Source organism: Aneurinibacillus sp. UBA3580 (assembly GCF_002375825.1).
Classification (GTDB): domain Bacteria; phylum Bacillota; class Bacilli; order Aneurinibacillales; family Aneurinibacillaceae; genus Aneurinibacillus; species Aneurinibacillus danicus.
On the sequence record NZ_DFMZ01000004.1, the window covers coordinates 1 to 18,520 of the forward strand.

Annotated in this window: 15 protein-coding genes; all 15 read left to right on the forward strand. The window is 49.5% G+C overall.

The annotated features are described in order from the left end of the window. Positions 1-252 precede the first annotated feature (252 nt). The 15 genes from B2899_RS00265 to rho all read left to right on the forward strand — a co-directional run bounded on the left by B2899_RS00265 (position 253) and on the right by rho (position 18,172). The gene (locus tag B2899_RS00265; protein ID WP_146809757.1) at positions 253-1,440 is read left to right on the forward strand and encodes an acetyl-CoA C-acetyltransferase; all 1,188 of its coding nucleotides are present in this window, start codon (positions 253-255) and stop codon (positions 1,438-1,440) included. 162 nt (positions 1,441-1,602) lie between these two features. Continuing rightward, positions 1,603-2,454: a 3-hydroxybutyryl-CoA dehydrogenase gene (locus B2899_RS00270; protein WP_146809756.1), complete on the forward strand. Its 852-nt coding sequence runs from the start codon at positions 1,603-1,605 to the stop codon at positions 2,452-2,454. Positions 2,455-2,496: 42 nt separating this feature from the next. Further along, a complete protein-coding gene (locus tag B2899_RS00275; protein ID WP_146809755.1) occupies positions 2,497-3,639 on the forward strand; it encodes an acyl-CoA dehydrogenase in 1,143 nt (380 codons plus the stop codon). Between the two features lie 18 nt (positions 3,640-3,657). Next, positions 3,658-4,800: an acyl-CoA dehydrogenase gene (locus B2899_RS00280; protein ID WP_146809754.1), complete on the forward strand. Its 1,143-nt coding sequence runs from the start codon at positions 3,658-3,660 to the stop codon at positions 4,798-4,800. A 13-nt stretch (positions 4,801-4,813) separates the two neighbouring features. Further along, positions 4,814-5,758 carry a methylmalonyl Co-A mutase-associated GTPase MeaB gene (meaB, locus tag B2899_RS00285; protein ID WP_146809753.1) on the forward strand — a complete coding sequence of 315 codons (945 nt, stop codon included), beginning with the start codon at positions 4,814-4,816 and terminating at the stop codon, positions 5,756-5,758. A gap of 131 nt (positions 5,759-5,889) precedes the next feature. Continuing rightward, positions 5,890-6,516 carry a TetR/AcrR family transcriptional regulator gene (locus B2899_RS00290; protein WP_146809752.1) on the forward strand — a complete coding sequence of 209 codons (627 nt, stop codon included), beginning with the start codon at positions 5,890-5,892 and terminating at the stop codon, positions 6,514-6,516. Positions 6,517-6,530: 14 nt separating this feature from the next. Beyond that, positions 6,531-9,785 carry a fused isobutyryl-CoA mutase/GTPase IcmF gene (icmF, locus tag B2899_RS00295; RefSeq protein ID WP_286883161.1) on the forward strand — a complete coding sequence of 1,085 codons (3,255 nt, stop codon included), beginning with the start codon at positions 6,531-6,533 and terminating at the stop codon, positions 9,783-9,785. Positions 9,786-10,058: 273 nt separating this feature from the next. After that, positions 10,059-10,568, forward strand: a complete 510-nt coding sequence (gene rpoE, locus B2899_RS00300; protein WP_146809750.1) for a DNA-directed RNA polymerase subunit delta — start codon at positions 10,059-10,061, stop codon at positions 10,566-10,568. A gap of 187 nt (positions 10,569-10,755) precedes the next feature. Further along, complete coding sequence (locus B2899_RS00305; RefSeq protein ID WP_146809749.1) at positions 10,756-12,357, forward strand: CTP synthase; 1,602 nt, start codon at positions 10,756-10,758, stop codon at positions 12,355-12,357. A 165-nt stretch (positions 12,358-12,522) separates the two neighbouring features. Next, positions 12,523-12,888, forward strand: coding sequence for a response regulator (locus tag B2899_RS00310; protein ID WP_146809748.1), 366 nt, complete (start codon positions 12,523-12,525; stop codon positions 12,886-12,888). A 63-nt stretch (positions 12,889-12,951) separates the two neighbouring features. Continuing rightward, positions 12,952-13,815, forward strand: a complete 864-nt coding sequence (gene fba / locus B2899_RS00315) for a class II fructose-1,6-bisphosphate aldolase (RefSeq protein ID WP_146809747.1) — start codon at positions 12,952-12,954, stop codon at positions 13,813-13,815. Between the two features lie 37 nt (positions 13,816-13,852). After that, positions 13,853-14,500, forward strand: coding sequence for a fructose-6-phosphate aldolase (gene fsa, locus B2899_RS00320; RefSeq protein ID WP_146809746.1), 648 nt, complete (start codon positions 13,853-13,855; stop codon positions 14,498-14,500). A 74-nt stretch (positions 14,501-14,574) separates the two neighbouring features. Then, complete coding sequence (locus tag B2899_RS00325; protein WP_146809745.1) at positions 14,575-15,843, forward strand: UDP-N-acetylglucosamine 1-carboxyvinyltransferase; 1,269 nt, start codon at positions 14,575-14,577, stop codon at positions 15,841-15,843. Positions 15,844-15,864: 21 nt separating this feature from the next. Further along, complete coding sequence (gene glpX, locus B2899_RS00330; protein WP_146809744.1) at positions 15,865-16,833, forward strand: class II fructose-bisphosphatase; 969 nt, start codon at positions 15,865-15,867, stop codon at positions 16,831-16,833. A gap of 61 nt (positions 16,834-16,894) precedes the next feature. Beyond that, positions 16,895-18,172, forward strand: a complete 1,278-nt coding sequence (gene rho / locus B2899_RS00335; RefSeq protein WP_286883168.1) for a transcription termination factor Rho — start codon at positions 16,895-16,897, stop codon at positions 18,170-18,172. Positions 18,173-18,520: the final 348 nt, after the last annotated feature.

Here is an 18,520-nt window from a genome sequence, read left to right on the forward strand (position 1 = left end):
TGCCTGACGATGCTGTCGGATGGTACGAAAGCGAAAGAAGTGGAAGATAAAGTGCAAACGCTCGACATGGTAGAGATTTTAGAAAAATCTTTATAGATTTCCCTTTTGCATTTGTTAGAACATTGATACAATGGAAGTAGAAAGATGTGTTGCCCGGCAGCGGAGGCTGCCGGGTATGTTTCCGAATAATAACTGACTGAGCAATCGCTCGCTTTGAAAATTTTGTGTACTATTAAGGAGGCGCGAAAGAGAATGAGAAAATCTGTCATTGTAAGTGCGGCCCGCACACCTTTCGGCAAGTTCGGAGGTAGTCTGTCTTCGCTTCAGGCGGTCGACCTGGGGGGCATTGTTATTAAGGAAGTAGTGGAGCGTGCCGGCATCTCTCCGGATATGGTAGAAGAGGTTATTATGGGGATGGTGCTGCAGGGTGGTGCCAGACAAATTCCTTCGCGCCAGGCAGCACGTAAAGCAGGTCTTCCGTGGGAAGTACAGACGGAGACTATCAATAAAGTCTGTGCATCGGGTCTGCGCAGCGTAACGCTGGCCGATCAGATTATCCGTGCCGGTGATGCGGATGTAATTGTAGCAGGCGGTATGGAAAGCATGAGCAACGCACCGTACATCGTGCCCAATGTGCGCTGGGGCATGCGCATGGGCGACGGTAAGCTGGTCGATCTGATGCTGCATGATGGATTGACCGACGCCTATGATGGTCAGCACATGGCAGTACATGGCAGCAATGTGGCCGCCGAATATGGAATCTCCCGTGAAGAGCAGGATAAATGGGCGCTGCGTAGCCAGCAGCGTGCCGCAGAAGCCATCAAAGCAGGCAAATTAAAAGAGGAGATTGTACCGGTTTCCGTACCGCAGCGCAAAGGCGATCCGGTGGTTGTCGATACGGATGAAGCTCCGCGTGAAACGAGCATTGAGCAATTGCAGAAGCTCCCGCCTGTATTCACAAAAGACGGAACCATTACAGCCGGTAACGCACCGGGTGTCAACGACGGCGCAGGCGCCATGGTTGTCATGTCCGACGAAAAAGCGAAAGAGCTTGGTGCCAAACCGCTGGCAACGATTCTCGGCCATGCGGCGGTTGGTCAGGAAGCGCCGTACATTGCGACTACGCCGGGTCTTGCTATTAATAAATTGTTGAAGAAAACCGGTTATACCATCGACCAGATTGACTTATTGGAAGTTAATGAAGCGTTTGCAGCGGTTACGCTGACCAGCCAAAAAATCGCAGGCTGGGATCCGGAAAAAGTAAATGTAAATGGCGGCGCCATCGCGTTTGGCCACCCGATTGGAGCCAGCGGCGCGCGCATTTTGATGACGCTAATTTATGAACTCCGCCGTCGGGGCGGCGGTCTCGGTATCGCGGCGATTTGTTCGGGTGCGGCCCAGGGTGACGCCATTCTGGTGGAAGTACCGGCCGCCGAATAACGATAGAAGCTATGAGATAGGAGAGAAGGCGAAGAATGAGGAAAGAATTCGACTTGAATACGGAAAAAGGCCCATGCCTTTTTCATCCCGGAATCTTTTTCTTCTCCTTATTCTCCCTCTCTTTTCTTAAATATTTATTTAGAACATAAGGAGTGGAGAGGAATGGAAGTAAAAAAATTCATGGTCATCGGCGCAGGCCAGATGGGAAGCGGTATTGCGCAGGTAGCAGCACAGGCCGGTCTTGAAGTCGTGCTTCATGATGTGAAAGACGAATTCGTCAACCGCGGACTCGGTGTTATTACTAAGAACCTTGCGCGCGACGTAGAGAAAGGCCGCAAAACGGAACAAGAGAAGCAGGATATTCTTGACCGCATCACGCCGTCCACTGACCTTACTAACGCAAAAGACGTTGACTTCGTAGTAGAAGCGATTGTTGAAAATATGGACGTAAAAACCGGGGTTTTCAAACAACTGGATGAAATTGCGCCGGCGCATGCCATTCTGGCAAGCAATACGTCTTCGTTGCCGATTACGGAAATCGCCGCAGTTACAAACCGTCCGGAGAAAGTAATCGGCATGCATTTCATGAATCCGGTTCCAGTTATGAAGCTAATTGAGGTTATCCGCGGTCTGGCAACCTCCGATGAGACATACCGCGTGGTTGCGGAGCTGTCTGAGAAGATGGGCAAAGTGGCAGTAGAAGTGAACGACTTCCCCGGCTTCGTATCCAACCGGGTGCTAATGCCGATGATTAATGAAGCCATTTACTGCGTATATGAGGGCGTGGCGACGCCGGAAGCGATTGACGAAGTTATGAAACTCGGTATGAACCATCCGATGGGACCGCTTACGCTGGCTGACTTTATCGGTCTTGATACGTGCCTGTACATCATGGAAGTGCTGCATGAAGGATTCGGCGACTCGAAATACCGTCCGTGCCCGTTGCTGCGCAAGTATGTAAAAGCAGGCTGGTTGGGACGCAAATCCGGACGCGGATTCTACACATACCAATAGATATACATTCACAAAGAGCATCAGGAGTTAGGAGGAGAAACCATGCATTTGCAATTTACAGAAGAACAAGAGATGATGCGCCGTATGGTGCGTGACTTCGCCCGCGAAGAAATCGCACCCCGGGTGGAGGAGATGGAAGAAACGGATGAATTCCCGCTCGAAATTATCCGCAAGATGGGCGAATACGGATTAATGGGAATCCCGATTGAGGAGAAGTGGGGCGGTGCGGAAGCGGACTTTATCTCCTATATTCTCGCAATCAATGAAATCTCTAAGGTAAGCCCGACAGTTGGGGTTATTCTCTCCGTACACACATCGGTCGGTACTAATCCGATTCTTTACTTCGGTAACGAAGAACAAAAGAAAAAATACGTACCGAAACTGGCTTCCGGCGAATATATCGGTGCGTTTGCGCTAACCGAGCCGAACGCCGGTTCCGACGCTGCCAGCATGCGTACAACTGCGGTGAAAAAAGGCGACAAATACATTCTGAACGGAAGCAAAATCTTCATTACAAACGCCGGAGCGGCTAACACGTACATTACGTTTGCTGTCACCGATCCGTCAAAAGGTTCCAAAGGAATCTCGGCGTTTATTGTAGAAAAGGATACACCAGGGTTTACTGTCGGCAAGAAGGAGAAAAAGATGGGTTTGCATGGATCCAGCACCTGCGAATTAATCTTTGATAACGCGGAAGTACCGGCGGAAAATCTGCTTGGCGAAGAAGGTATAGGTTTTACCATCGCCATGGCGAACCTGGATGTAGGACGAATCGGCATCGCGGCGCAAGGTCTCGGCATTGCGGAAGGCGCGCTCGAACACGCGATTGCGTATGCGAAGGAACGCCATCAATTCGGCAAGCCGATCGCTTCCCAACAGGCCATCGCGTTTAAACTGGCCGATATGGCGACACAAACCGAAGCGGCGCGCATGCTGGTCTATCGTGCGGCGGCCCTGCGCAACCAGGGTATCAAGTGCGGCATGGAGGCATCCATGGCGAAGCGTTTTGCAACCGATACGGCGATGAAAGTGGCGACGGAAGCTGTCCAGGTCTTCGGCGGCTACGGCTATACGCGTGAGTATCCGGTCGAGCGCTATTTCCGCGACGCCAAAGTAACCCAGATTTATGAGGGTACCAACCAGATTCAGCGTCTTGTGATTTCCAAATACTTATTAAACAAATAATAAAGGAGTGGGGAGAGCATGGATTTCCAACTGTCTGAAGAACACAAAATGCTGCGCCAAATGGTGCGCGAATTTGCGGAGAATGAACTGGCCGACAAAGCCGGGGAGCGCGACGAAGAAGAACGTTTTGACATGGAAGTATTCCACAAGATGGCTGAGCTGGGCCTGACGGGTATTCCGTGGGATGAGAAGTACGGCGGTGCAGGTTTTGATTTCTTAAGTTACGTCATTGCGGTGGAGGAGCTGTCGCGCGTCGACTCCTCTGTGGGGGTTACGCTGTCTGCGCATACATCGCTGGCGAGCTGGCCGATTTATAAATTCGGTACCGAAGAACAGAAGCAGAAATTTCTGCGTCCGCTGGCCGAAGGCAAAAGCATGGGTGCCTACTGCCTGACCGAGCCAGGTTCCGGATCCGACGCTGCCGGAATGAAGACAACGGCGAAAAAAGACGGCGATCACTACATTCTGAACGGAAGCAAAATCTTCATTACAAACGGCGGGCTGGCAGACATCTATATCGTATTTGCCGCTACCACTCCGGAATTAAAGCATAAGGGACAAACCGCGTTTATCGTAACGAGCGATATGCCTGGCTTTAAAGTCGGCAAAAAAGAGAAGAAGCTTGGTATCCGTTCTTCCGCAACGACGGAGATCATTTTTGAAGATTGCCGTGTGCCGGCAGAAAATCTGCTGGGTCAGGAAGGGCAGGGTTTTAAAATCGCGATGATGACGCTTGACGGCGGCCGTAACGGCATCGCTGCTCAGGCGGTAGGTATCGCGGATGGCGCGCTGACGCATGCGATTGCGTATGCGAAGGAACGCCATCAATTCGGCAAGCCGATCGCTTCCCAGCAGGCCATCGCATTCAAACTTGCAGACATGGCAACAAAAGTGGAAGCGGCCCGTCTTCTGACCTACCAGGCCGCTGTGCTTGAAGACAGCGGTCTGCCGTATGGAAAAGCGTCTGCAATGGCAAAACTTTATGCGGGCGATATCGCAATGGAAGTGACCACCGATGCGGTACAAGTCTTCGGCGGTTACGGTTATACACGCGAATATCCGGTAGAACGCTTCATGCGTGATGCCAAAATTACGCAAATCTACGAAGGAACGAACGAGATTCAGCGTCTTGTCATCTCGAACTACTTGCTGAAAGACTAAGGATGTGAGCGTATTGCATACATTGGTAGAGCGGATTCTTAATGGAGATCGCCGGGCGGTTGCCCGTGCGATCTCTTATATAGAGGATAACCATCCCGAGAAGACGGAGATTTTGCAGGATCTTTTTCCGCATACAGGGAAATCATTTCTTGTCGGCATTACCGGTTCGCCGGGCGCGGGCAAAAGCTCGTTTGTCGATAAACTTATCGGGTACTTGCGCAGGCAGAATCTGACCGTAGGAATCGTGGCGGTGGACCCTACCAGCCCGTTTACTGGTGGTGCGATTCTCGGCGATCGTATACGCATGCAGGATCATTTTCTTGATGAGGGTGTATTTATTCGTAGCATGGGTACGCGCGGCAGCCTGGGCGGCCTGGCGCGTTCCACGAAAGAGGCGATTCGCGTGCTCGATGCGTACGGCAAAGATGTCGTAATTATCGAAACGGTGGGCGTCGGCCAATCGGAGCTTGATATTATGAACGTCGCTGATTCGACGGCCGTTGTGCTGAATCCGGGCGGCGGCGATACGGTGCAGGCATTTAAAGCGGGCATTATGGAAATTGCTGATTTGTTCATTTTGAACAAAGCCGATCTGGCCGGTACAGAGAAATTATACCGCGAAGTGGAGCAGATGCTTGACCTGGTGAAGCATGACGCTGCATGGCGTCCTCCTGTAGTTAAGACCATTACGCCGCAGAACAAAGGAATCGATGAAACATGGCAGGCATTTCTTAATCACAAAACGTATTTGAAAGAAAGCGGCGAGTGGGAGAAGCGACGCGCTTCTCACCTAAAGGAAGAAGTGGCGGAAATCGTGGAGCACGAGGTGCATCAACTGGTTACCAAGCATTTGCGCAGTGAAGGATACAAAGAGATTATGGAGAAAGTTTCCCGTCGTGACATTGATCCGTATGAAGTAGCAGGTCAGCTGTTTCATCAGTTAGTAAAAGAAAAATAGTATTCTGAAAAGTATTGCGGATTCGTTTTCTTCGTGCGTATAATAAGAAGAAAGAAGAGGCGATATGCCTTTTCTTTTTCCCTGCACTCTGAGCAATCGCTCAGTCAGCACGAGGAAAGGAGCAATGTACAATGGAACAACGAAAATCGATCCCTTCGATGGTAAAAGACCCGAAACTCATCGAGAAGCGACGCGAACAAATTATTGAAGCAGCGGTTGAGCTTTTTATCTCCAAAGGATTTCACAAAACGACCACCCGAGAAATTTCCCGTGCATCAGGATTTAGCATCGGCACGCTATACGAATATATCGAATCAAAGGAAGACGTTCTCTATCTTGTATGCGACGCAATCCATGCAGGTGTGGAAAAAGGATTGCAGGAGGTATTGGTAAACGGCGTGAGTGGAGCCGTGATGCTGAAGGCGGCCATTGAGGGCTTCCTGCGTGTTATGGATCAGATGCAGGACCGTGTGCTGCTGATTTACCAGGAGATTAAATCGCTTCCTCCTGACACGATGAAGTATGTACTTGCCAAAGAAGAAGAGATTACCGGATTTTTTGAGGAGATACTGCACCGGGGTAGAATGGATGGTTCGCTTAATATCGACGAGAAGTCGGTGAAGCTGATGGCACACAATATCGTGGTGCTGGGCGAGATGTGGACATTCCGCCGCTGGAGCCTGCGTAAGCACTACACGCTCGAAGAATATACGGAAATGCAGACCTCATTGATTTTGCGCGAATTGACAGGAAAATAAGGAGGAAAACCAAGATGGAAACGGCAATTTATCGTCCGAAGCACAATGTTCGTTTTGTCACGGCTGCCAGCCTGTTCGACGGCCATGATGCATCCATTAACATCATGCGCCGCATCCTGCAGGCGTCCGGAGTGGAGGTCATTCACCTTGGCCATAACCGCTCTGTAGAGGAGGTTGTAAATGCCGCCATTCAGGAAGATGCACAGGGCATCGCTGTAAGTTCCTACCAGGGTGGTCACGTTGAGTATTTCAAGTATATTATTGACCTGTTAAAAGAGAAAAACGCCTCTCATATCAAAGTGTTTGGCGGCGGTGGCGGTGTTATCGTTCCTTCTGAAATTCGCGAACTACATGAATACGGTGTGACAAAAATCTTCTCTCCGGATGACGGACGTATACACGGTCTTCAGGGTATGATTAACTGGATGATTGAGCAGACCGACTATCCGACTCCCAAAGAAGTCGAAAAAGAAATCAATGAGCTTAAAAATCGCAGCTGGAATGCAATCGGCCGCATGATTACGCTGGCGGAGGAAAATGTCGAAAAGCAGGACCGGGAAGTAGCGGCGACGCTCGAGAAGGTTAACGCTATGGTAGAGACGGTTCCGGTTCTCGGCATCACGGGAACAGGCGGCGCTGGAAAAAGCTCGTTGACGGATGAACTTGTGCGCCGGTATCTTGAACAATACCCGGATAAGACGATTGCGATTCTCTCTGTAGATCCATCCAAGCAGAAAACAGGCGGAGCACTGCTGGGCGACCGCATCCGCATGAACTCGATTAATTCGCCGCGAGTGTATATGCGCTCGCTGGCTACCCGTAAATCCCACAGTGAGCTCAGCAGGGCTATCGGCGATGCAATCAATATCGTAAAAGCGGCAGGCTACGATTTTATTATCGTCGAAACATCCGGCATTGGCCAGGGCGACGCCAATATTACGCAGGTGTGCGACGTCGCTATGTACGTCATGACCAGCGAATTCGGTGCGCCGACCCAGCTTGAGAAAATCGATATGATCGATTATGCGGATATTATTGCCATCAATAAATTCGAGCGTCGCGGCTCCGAAGACGCCCTGCGTGATGTTAAGAAGCAGTGGGCGCGCAGCCGTGCCATTTTTGACATGAAAGACGAAGATATTCCGGTTTACGGCACGATCGCAAGCCAGTTCAATGACCCGGGCACAAACGTACTGTTTGTGAACCTGATGAGAGTCGTCTCCGAAAAAACCGGCACCGAATGGCCGACAACGATAGACATCTCCAGCGACACAAAATCGAAGAAGAAATATATTATTCCGTCGGACCGTGTGCACTATCTGGCTGAAATTGTAAACACGGTACGTGAGTATAAGAAATTCACCGAACAGCAGGTGCAAATTGCACGTAAGCTGTTCCAATTGAAAGGCACGAAAGAAGAGCTGTCTCAACAGACTGGAGAGCTTGCGACCGATCTACGGCAGGAGATTGATAAGCTGATTGCACATTATGAAGAGAAGCTGCATCCGGAAAGCAAAAAAATTCTGGAGAATTGGGAGTCGCTAAAAGAAGCGTACCAGCAGGATGAATTCGTCACCAAAGTACGTGACAAAGAAATTGTCACCAAACTGTACACGACGTCGTTATCCGGTACGCGCATTCCGAAAGTAGCGCTGCCGAAATTCGAAGATTGGGGAGAGATTCTCCGCTGGTCCATGACGGAGAACCTTCCGGGACACTTCCCTTATACAGCAGGCGTATTTCCATTTAAGCGCGATAGCGAAGATCCGAAGCGTCAGTTCGCGGGCGAAGGTACACCGGAGCGGACAAACCGCCGCTTCCACTATCTCTCCAAAGATGATACGGCAAAACGTCTGAGTACGGCATTTGACAGTGTGACCCTGTATGGTGAAGATCCGGATTACCGTCCGGACATTTACGGGAAAATCGGTACGAGCGGCGTCAGCATTTGTACGCTGGATGATATGAAGAAGCTGTATGCCGGATTCGACCTGTGCCATCCGTCCACGTCCGTATCTATGACGATTAACGGACCGGCGCCGATTATCCTGGCGATGTATATGAACACGGCGATTCAGCAGCAGTTTGATAAGTTCAAAGAAGAAAACGGGCGCGAGCCGAACGCTGAAGAAGCCGAACAGATTAAAGCGTACACGTTAAAGAGCGTACGCGGTACTGTTCAGGCGGACATTCTGAAAGAAGATCAGGGACAAAACACGTGCATCTTCTCAACTGAGTTTGCGCTGAAGATGATGGGTGACATCCAGGAATACTTTGTTAAGAACCATGTCCGCAACTACTACTCGGTAAGTATCTCCGGCTACCATATTGCAGAAGCGGGAGCGAATCCGATTTCTCAGCTGGCATTCACGCTGGCGAACGGTTTCACGTATGTGGAATACTACTTGAGCCGCGGTATGCATATTGATGAATTTGCGCCGAACCTGTCGTTTTTCTTCAGTAACGGTCTTGATCCGGAGTACAGCGTACTCGGTCGTGTGGCCCGCCGTATCTGGGCAGTCGTGATGAAAAACAAATACGGCGGAAATGAGCGCAGCCAGAAGCTGAAATATCATATTCAGACATCCGGCCGTTCGCTGCATGCGCAGGAGATGGATTTCAATGATATCCGCACAACGCTGCAGGCGCTGATGGCCATCTACGATAATTGCAACTCGTTGCATACGAATGCATACGACGAAGCGATTACGACGCCGACGGAGAACTCCGTACGACGTGCGATGGCAATCCAGATGATTATTACGAAAGAGTTAGGGTTAGCCAAGAATGAAAACTCGCTGCAGGGCTCTTTCATCATTGAAGAGTTGACCGACTTGGTGGAAGAAGCGGTTCTGGCTGAATTCCAGCGCATCAGCGATCGCGGCGGTGTACTGGGCGCGATGGAAACGCAATACCAGCGCAGCAAGATTCAAGAAGAATCGCTTTACTATGAAACGCTTAAGCATAACGGCGAGCTGCCGATTATCGGGGTCAATACATTCCTGAACCCGAACTCATCTGAAGACGACTATGAGATTGAGCTTGCCCGTGCAACGGAGGAAGAGAAGATACAGCAAATTAACAATCTGCGCGCCTTCCAGGAGCGCCATAAAGACGCCGTAGGCCCGGCGCTGCAACGCTTAAAAGAAGTGGCCCGCAGCAACGGCAACATCTTCGCCGAGCTGATGGAAACGGTTAAAGTGGCAAGCCTTGGCCAGATTACCGGAGCGCTTTATGAAGTAGGCGGCCAGTATCGCCGGAACATGTAAATTCGAAAGACGAGAGAAAAGACTCGCTGGATTGAAAGAAAAAAGGCGAGGTCTCTTTCCCTCGTCTTTCTATTATGGGTAAGATAAGTTTAAGACGAAGCCGAAAAGAGAAAGGTAACACTTTTTGCCCTCTTTCTTTCCTTGCATTACTCTTGCATTTTAGGGGTTAAATTGTATAAAATAAGGAATGCTGAATAATAGGGAAAGTATACCCGGACGCGGGGTTCCCGCGTCTTGTTGCTTGAATACCTGTAAAGAAGGGAAGTGCCGAGGGTGAGCAGTGCTTTAAACCTGGAAGCAGAAAAAATCCAAGAAATGGCGATGGTAGATCTCGCTTATCAACTGTTGAACCAATCGAAAAAACCGGCGTATTACCGTGATTTGTACAAAGAACTGACAGAAATGAAGAACATGTCGGAATCGGAAGCGATGGACATGATCGCACAGGTTTACACAGAGATAAACCTTGATGGCCGTTTTATCTGCCTCGGTGACAACCTCTGGGGCCTGAAACGCTGGTATCTCGTCGAGACGCAGGAAGAATCCGCTGAAGGCGGTTTCCGCGGCAAATTTGCGCTTGATGACGATGATGATTTCGATGAAGATGAGGAAGAGATCGAAGAAGAATATGAAGATGTTGATGACGAACAGGTTGATGACATAGACGATGATGAAGAAGACATTGATGATGACTTTGTCGATGAAGAAGAAACTGAGGAAGAATTCGAAGACGAGATGGATGAAGACGAGATGGATGACGAGGACGAAGATCTTGACATATAATATATAGGACGATAAAATACTTTTTGGGCTTTAAAAGTATACAATGTATCGTTGACTACTAAAAACAAAAGTGCCCCTCCGAATATTCGGTTGGGGAATACTTTTGTTTTTTTATTTTTCTAGATTCATACAGTTAATTGTTTTGTGGAAAAGTATTGAATGGGCAAAGAAAGAGGGGTTTATTTGTATGGCAAAGTATATATTTGTAACTGGCGGTGTGGTATCTTCTCTAGGTAAAGGGATTACGGCCGCTTCTTTGGGCCGTTTGTTAAAGAACCGCGGACTGCAGGTAACCATCCAGAAGTTTGATCCGTACATTAACGTTGATCCGGGTACAATGAGTCCGTACCAGCACGGGGAAGTATTCGTAACGCAGGACGGAGCGGAAACGGATCTCGACCTTGGCCACTATGAGCGTTTCATCGACATTAACCTGAATTCCAACAGTAATGTAACAACGGGTAAAATATATTCTTCTGTTATTACGAAAGAACGCCGCGGTGACTACCTGGGTGGAACGGTACAGGTAATCCCCCATATTACGAATGAAATCAAGGAACGCGTATTCCGTGCCGGCCGCGAGACGAACGCGGATGTTGTCATCACGGAAATCGGAGGTACGGTAGGGGACATCGAAAGCTTACCGTTCTTAGAAGCGATTCGTCAGATTAAAAGCGATGTCGGACGCGATAATGTCATGTATATCCACTGTACGCTTGTACCGTATCTGGCCGCCGCAGGCGAGATGAAGACGAAACCGACGCAGCACAGCGTAAAAGAACTGCGCAGCTTAGGCATTCAGCCGAACATCATCGTATGCCGCACCGAACATCCGATGTCCCAGGACATGAAAGAGAAAATTGCCCTCTTCTGCGACATTGACCCGAAAGCAGTCATTGAAGCGACGGACGCTGAATCGCTGTACGAAGTGCCTTTGGCGCTGAAGGAGCAAGGGATGGATGAATATGTGTGCAACCATTTGAACCTTACCTGTCCGGAAGCGGACATGACGGAATGGAAGCAGATGCTTCATAAAATCAAAAATCTTTCCCACAAGACAACCATTGCCATTGTCGGTAAATACGTGGCGCTGCACGATGCGTATCTTAGCGTAGCTGAGGCGCTGTACCATGCCGGTTATGCGAACGATGCGGACGTTAACATCGAGTGGATTGATGCCGAAGAGGTATATGAGCACAATGTAGCCGATCTGCTGGGGCGCGTGGACGGTATACTCGTGCCGGGCGGTTTCGGTGACCGCGGTGTAGAAGGAAAAATTATCGCCACCAAATATGCGCGTGAGAACAAAATTCCGTTCCTGGGCATTTGCTTAGGCATGCAGGTGGCAGTCATCGAATTTGCCCGTCACGTTGTCGGTATGAAAGATGCGAATAGCTCGGAGATTAATCCGTCAACACCGTATCCGGTCATCGACCTGCTTCCGGATCAGAAAGATATCGAGAACCTGGGCGGTACGATGCGCCTTGGTCTGTATCCTTGTAAGATGGAGAAGGATACGGTAGCCCGCGCTTCTTACGGCGAGGATCTTGTATATGAACGTCACCGTCATCGTTATGAATTCAACAACCAATATCGTGAAACGTTAAAGAATGCAGGCCTGAGATTCAGCGGCACGTCGCCGGATGGCCGTCTGGTGGAGATTATTGAAATTCCGGATCACCCGTGGTTTGTGGCAAGTCAGTTCCACCCGGAATTCACTTCCCGTCCGAACCGTCCGCAGCCTTTGTTCCGCGATTTCGTAGGTGCGGCACTGCAGTTGAACAGATAAGGAAAATTTTTAAGGGACGATCCTGATGCTCGTCCTTTTTTCTTTCCTTAATAATGTGAAAAAAGAAAGGATTTTTTTAGAATTTAGCGAATCTTATTATAGCCATGGTAGTGAGGATACATAATGTACGCGCATTCGCATGATACGAATGAGAGGGGGAACGACATGAAAGACCAAAAAGTATTAATTGTCGATGATCAATACGGGATTCGTGTACTGCTGTTTGAGGTATTTGGAAAGGAAGGCTATCAAACGTTTCAAGCGGCGAATGGAAAGCAGGCGCTAGAGATTGTTGTGAACGAGTCGCCGGACCTCGTCATTCTTGATATGAAAATTCCTGGCATGGACGGATTGGAAATTCTAAAAGAAATTAAGAAAATTGCCCCAGATACTAAAGTCATTATGATGACAGCGTATGGCGAGTTGGATATGATTAAAGAGGCGACAGAACTTGGCGCGCTCACACATTTTACAAAGCCGTTTGATATCGATGAACTACGAACAGCGGTAAATAAGCAACTCGCATGCTAATCTTTCATTGTGGTATAATAAGCAATGTTTGAGAGTATGCACAAAACAAGGAGGATCTTACATATGCCATTAGTTTCGATGACAGATATGTTAAACAAAGCCGTGGAAGGAAAATACGCAGTCGGCCAGTTTAACCTGAACAATCTAGAGTTCACGCAGGCCATTCTGCAGGCCGCGGAAGAAGAGAAATCCCCTGTCATCCTTGGAGTAAGTGAAGGTGCAGCTCGTTATATGGGTGGGTTCAAACTGGTTGTAGCCATGGTAAAAGCATTAATGGAAGAATATAAAACGACTGTGCCGGTGGCTATTCACTTAGACCACGGATCTTCCTTCGAGAAGTGCGTGGAAGCGATCCATGCCGGCTTTACATCGGTTATGATTGACGGTTCGCATTACCCGCTGGAAGAGAATATTGCACTGACGAAGCGCGTTGTTGACGTAGCGCATGCGCTGGGCGTGTCTGTGGAAGCGGAACTGGGCCGTATCGGCGGACAGGAAGATGATCTGGTAGTCGAAGATGCGGAAGCGATGTATGCAGTTCCGGAAGAATGTGATAAACTTGTGCGCGAGACCGGCGTAGATTGCTTCGCTCCGGCGCTTGGTTCCGTACATGGCCCATACAAAGGTGAGCCGAAACTGGGCTTTGATAGAATGGAAGAGGTAATGAAACTGACAGGTGTGCCGCTTGTATTGCACGGTGGTACAGGCATCCCGACAAAAGATATCCAGCGCGCGATTTCTCTGGGTACGGCAAAGATTAACGTAAATACAGAGAACCAGATTACGTCTTCTCAAACGGTTCGTAAAATTTTGGCAGAGAAGCCGGAACTGTATGATCCGCGCAAATATCTGGGACCTGCACGCGATACCATCAAAGAAACCGTTAAAGGAAAAATGCGCGAATTCGGCAGCAGTAACCGGGCGTAAACACCATTTGTCAGCATAAAGACACAAGGAGTGTATTATGAGGTTCTTTATTGATACAGCAAACGTAGAAGAAATCCGCGAAGTAAATGAATGGGGCGTATTGGCCGGCGTTACGACTAACCCGTCTCTCGTAGCGAAAGAAGGCCGGGACTTCGAAGAAACGCTCAAAGAAATCATCGATATTGTAGATGGTCCGATTAGCGCCGAAGTTATCAGCCTGGAAGCCGAAGGCATGATTGAAGAAGGAGAGAAGCTAGCCTCCCTTTCCAAAAATATCGTAATCAAGGTGCCGATGACGGTAGAAGGTTTAAAAGCGGTAAAATATTTCACCAAGAAAAAAATCAAAACAAACGTAACGTTGGTGTTCTCGGCAACACAGGCCCTGCTTGCGGCACGTGCGGGCGCAACCTATGTGTCGCCGTTCCTCGGACGTCTAGATGACATCTCCCAGGACGGTCTGCAACTGATTGCGGATATTGCTCAAATCTTCGATGTACACGGCATCGAGACTGAAATCATTTCGGCAAGCGTACGTCATCCGCTGCACGTAGTAGAATGCGCGAAGATGGGTGCGGACATCGCGACTGTTCCCTACAAAATCTTCAAGCAGATGGTGCAGCATCCGCTAACCGATGCCGGAATCGAACGTTTTCTTGCAGACTGGGAAAAAGCGCAGCAAAAATAATAGCGGAACGAAGCACCTTTTCAAAATAAATGGGGAAAAGGTGCTTTTTCCCATTGAGTAAGGAGAATCGAGCTGTGGAGAAGTTGTTTATCAAAGGCGGACAGAAGCTTACCGGAAAGATTCAAATTAGCGGAGCGAAGAACAGTGCGGTTGCGCTTATTCCCGCTGCGATTCTTGCTTGTGGAGAAGTTGTTTTGGAGAACGTTCCGGACATTAGCGATGTCCATATCTATAGTGAGATTCTGCAGGACCTGGGCGCGGTGGTCGAGCGCGATAATGACATGCTGCGCATTGATTCTACGAGCCTTACAGCCAAACCGATGCCAAACGGCAAGATTAAGGAACTTCGAGCATCCTACTATCTGATGGGCGCAATGCTGGGCCGGTTTGGAGAAGCGACTATCGGACTTCCGGGCGGATGCAATCTGGGTCCGAGACCGATTGACCAGCATATCAAAGGGTTTGAAGCGCTCGGAGCGAGATTGTCTCACGACCACGGTTCTTTACATATTCAAGCCGGAGAGCTTGTCGGAAGCAAGATTTATCTTGATGTGGTAAGTGTTGGGGCAACAATTAATATCATGCTGGCGGCCTGCCGGGCCAAAGGCAGAACGGTTATCGAGAATGCGGCCAAAGAACCGGAAATCATCGATGTCGCTACGCTGTTGAACGCAATGGGCGCCAGCATCAAAGGCGCGGGAACGGACGTCATCCGGATTGAAGGCATGGCGCAGCTGCACGGCTGCCGCCATTCGATTATTCCCGACCGGATTGAAGCAGGTACGTATATGATTGCTGCCGCGGCCACAGGCGGCGACGTAGTCATCGACAATGTTATTCCCCGTCATCTGGAATCCCTTATAGCCAAGCTGAGGGAAATGAACGTGCAAGTGGAAGACGATGACGACGCCGTTCGCGTCATTGGAGGAGACAACTATGAGTCTATCGATATCAAAACACTCCCTTACCCCGGATTCCCCACTGATCTTCAGCAGCCTATTACTTCCCTACTCACTGCCGCAACCGGCACAAGCATTGTGACGGACAACATCTACCATGCCCGGTTTAAGCATATTGAACATCTGCTTAACATGGGAGCTAAGATAAAAGTAGAAGGCCGTTCAGCCGTCATTGAAGGAAGGACGCCGCTTGTGGGCGGAAAAGTGATGGCGACGGATTTGCGAGCCGGAGCTGCGCTTGTCGTGGCCGGATTGATGGCGGAAGGAGTCACCGAGATTACCGGTGTACACCATATTGATCGCGGGTATGCCAAATTGGAAGAGAAATTGAAGAGCCTGGGTGCCGTTATGTGGCGCGAGAAACCGAGCCAAAGAGCTTACTAAAGAAACAGGAGATGAAAGAGAATGGAACGCAGTTTAACAATGGAATTAGTTCGTGTGACGGAAGCAGCGGCGCTTGCATCTGCCCGCTGGATGGGACGCGGTAAGAAGGAAGATGCGGATGATGCGGCCACTACAGCGATGAGGGCTGTGTTCGACACAGTGCCGATGCAGGGAACGGTCGTTATCGGCGAAGGTGAAATGGATGAAGCACCGATGCTGTATATCGGTGAGAAGCTCGGCCAGGGCGTAGGGCCGGAAGTGGATGTAGCGGTTGACCCGCTTGAAGGCACCAATATCGTAGCGAAGGGGACCTGGAACGCGCTGACGGTTCTGGCAGTTGCAGACCGGGGGAACCTGCTGCACGCGCCGGATATGTATATGGATAAGCTGGCAGTAGGTCCGGAAGCGGCTGGCAAAGTGGACATCAATGCGCCGATTATCGACAATCTTAAAGCGGTAGCGCAGGCAAAAGGTAAAGACATCAGCGACCTTGTCGCATGTGTAATGGATCGTGAACGCCATGAGAAAATTATTCACGAAATCCGCGAAGCGGGAGCACGTATTAAGCTAATCTCCGATGGCGATGTGGCCGGTGCAATCAATACAGCTTTTGAACATACCGGCGTAGATATTTTGTTTGGCATCGGCGGCGCACCGGAGGGAGTTATCGCCGCAGTTGCACTGAAATGTCTGGGCGGTGAATTCCAGGGTCGTCTCGTACCTTATAGTGAAGCGGAGATCGAACGCTGCAAGAAAATGGGTCTTACTGATCCGCATCAGGTACTACTTATGGAGGATCTCGTAAAAGGGGACGACTGCATCTTTGCGGCAACCGGCGTAACGGACGGCGAGCTGCTCAAAGGTGTGCGTTTTGAAGGCACCAATGCGTTTACCCAGTCTGTTGTTATGCGTGCGAAATCCGGTACGGTCCGCTTCATTGACGGTCAGCATCGCCTTGAGCGCAAACCGCAGTTCGTTATGAAGGACTAGTCCAGTCTATAATCGGTTAGACTGGTCATTACTTAAGAAAAGTGTGGTGTTTAAGCATTATATGGAAATGAATCTAGCACAATTAGAAGAGAAGAAGTTAACGGAACTTTATAAATTGGCCAAGGAATACCAGATCCCTTATTACGGCACATTTAAGAAACGAGAATTAATCTTTGCGATTTTGCAGGCACAGGCGGAGAAGCAAGGTCATATGTTCATGGAAGGGGTGCTGGATACGCATCCGGATGGGTTCGGCTTTCTCCGTCCTATCAATTACCTGCCGAGCGCGGAAGATATTTATATCTCCGCTTCGCAAATCCGGCGTTTTGATTTGCGGACCGGCGACAAGGTATCGGGAAAAGTACGTCCGCCAAAAGAGAACGAACGATATTTCGGACTTTTGCACGTCGATGCAGTCAATGGAGAACCTCCTGAGACTTCGCCGGAACGACTGCATTTTCCGGCACTTACGCCCCTGTATCCTCAGGAGAAGATGGTGCTTGAAACATCGCCTACCAAAATTTCTTCCCGTATTATCGATTTAATAGCGCCTGTCGGATTCGGGCAGCGCGGACTTATCGTTGCCCCGCCGAAGGCCGGTAAAACCATGCTGCTTAAAGAGATTGCCAACAGCATCGCGACCAATCATCCGCACGTCGAGCTGATTGTTCTATTAATTGATGAGAGACCGGAGGAAGTAACCGATATGCAGCGCTCGGTCAAAGGCGAAGTTGTAAGCTCCACATTTGACGAATTGCCGGAAAATCATATCAAGGTGGCTGAACTGGTATTAGAGCGCGCATTGCGCCTTGTCGAGCATAAAAAGGATGTTGTCATCCTGCTGGACAGCATTACCCGCTTGGCACGCGCATATAATGTGACGGTCCCGGCAAGCGGACGTACGCTGTCCGGAGGGATTGATCCTGCGGCTTTCCATCGTCCGAAGCGCTTTTTTGGGGCGGCGCGCAATGTCGAAGAAGGAGGCAGCCTGACGATCCTGGCTACCGCGCTGATAGAGACGGGTTCCCGTATGGACGATGTTATCTACGAAGAATTCAAAGGAACCGGAAATATGGAGCTTCACCTCGACCGCAAGCTTGCGGAACGCCGCGTCTACCCGGCGATTGATATTCGTCGTTCCGGTACGCGCCGCGAAGAATTGCTGTTTACGAAAGAAGAGCTGAATAAAATTTGGACCCTTCGCAAATCCATCCACGACAGCAACGAATTCACTGAAGCATTCATTAAGAAAATCGCCGAATCGAAAACGAACCAGGAATTCCTCGACTCCCTCGTGTTTGAGAATATCAAGAAGCCGATCAGCAAACCTCGTTCATAGTTAAACAGAATATAATATAATTACAAGAAAAATAGGGAAAACTGCGGCCCTCTCTTTTCTCTCGTTTGGTGACGTTTGCAGCAAAGTATGAATAAAGCCGACAATGGTCTCCCTCTTTGAGAGACACCGATGTTCTGTCGGTGTGATTGGCTGTAAATATGGAAGCGGACGGCATAGTTTCCATTCCACCCAAGAAATCCCTGCTTCAAGCGCGCATGCGATAAGCGGGGGAGTGTTCATATTTTTTCTGGCTTGTTCATATAAATGGTACAAAACCACCATGGTCAATTAGTCACAAGCCCTATCATGAAAATGAAGGGAAGGACGGCTGACTTTTGTGGTACGAAG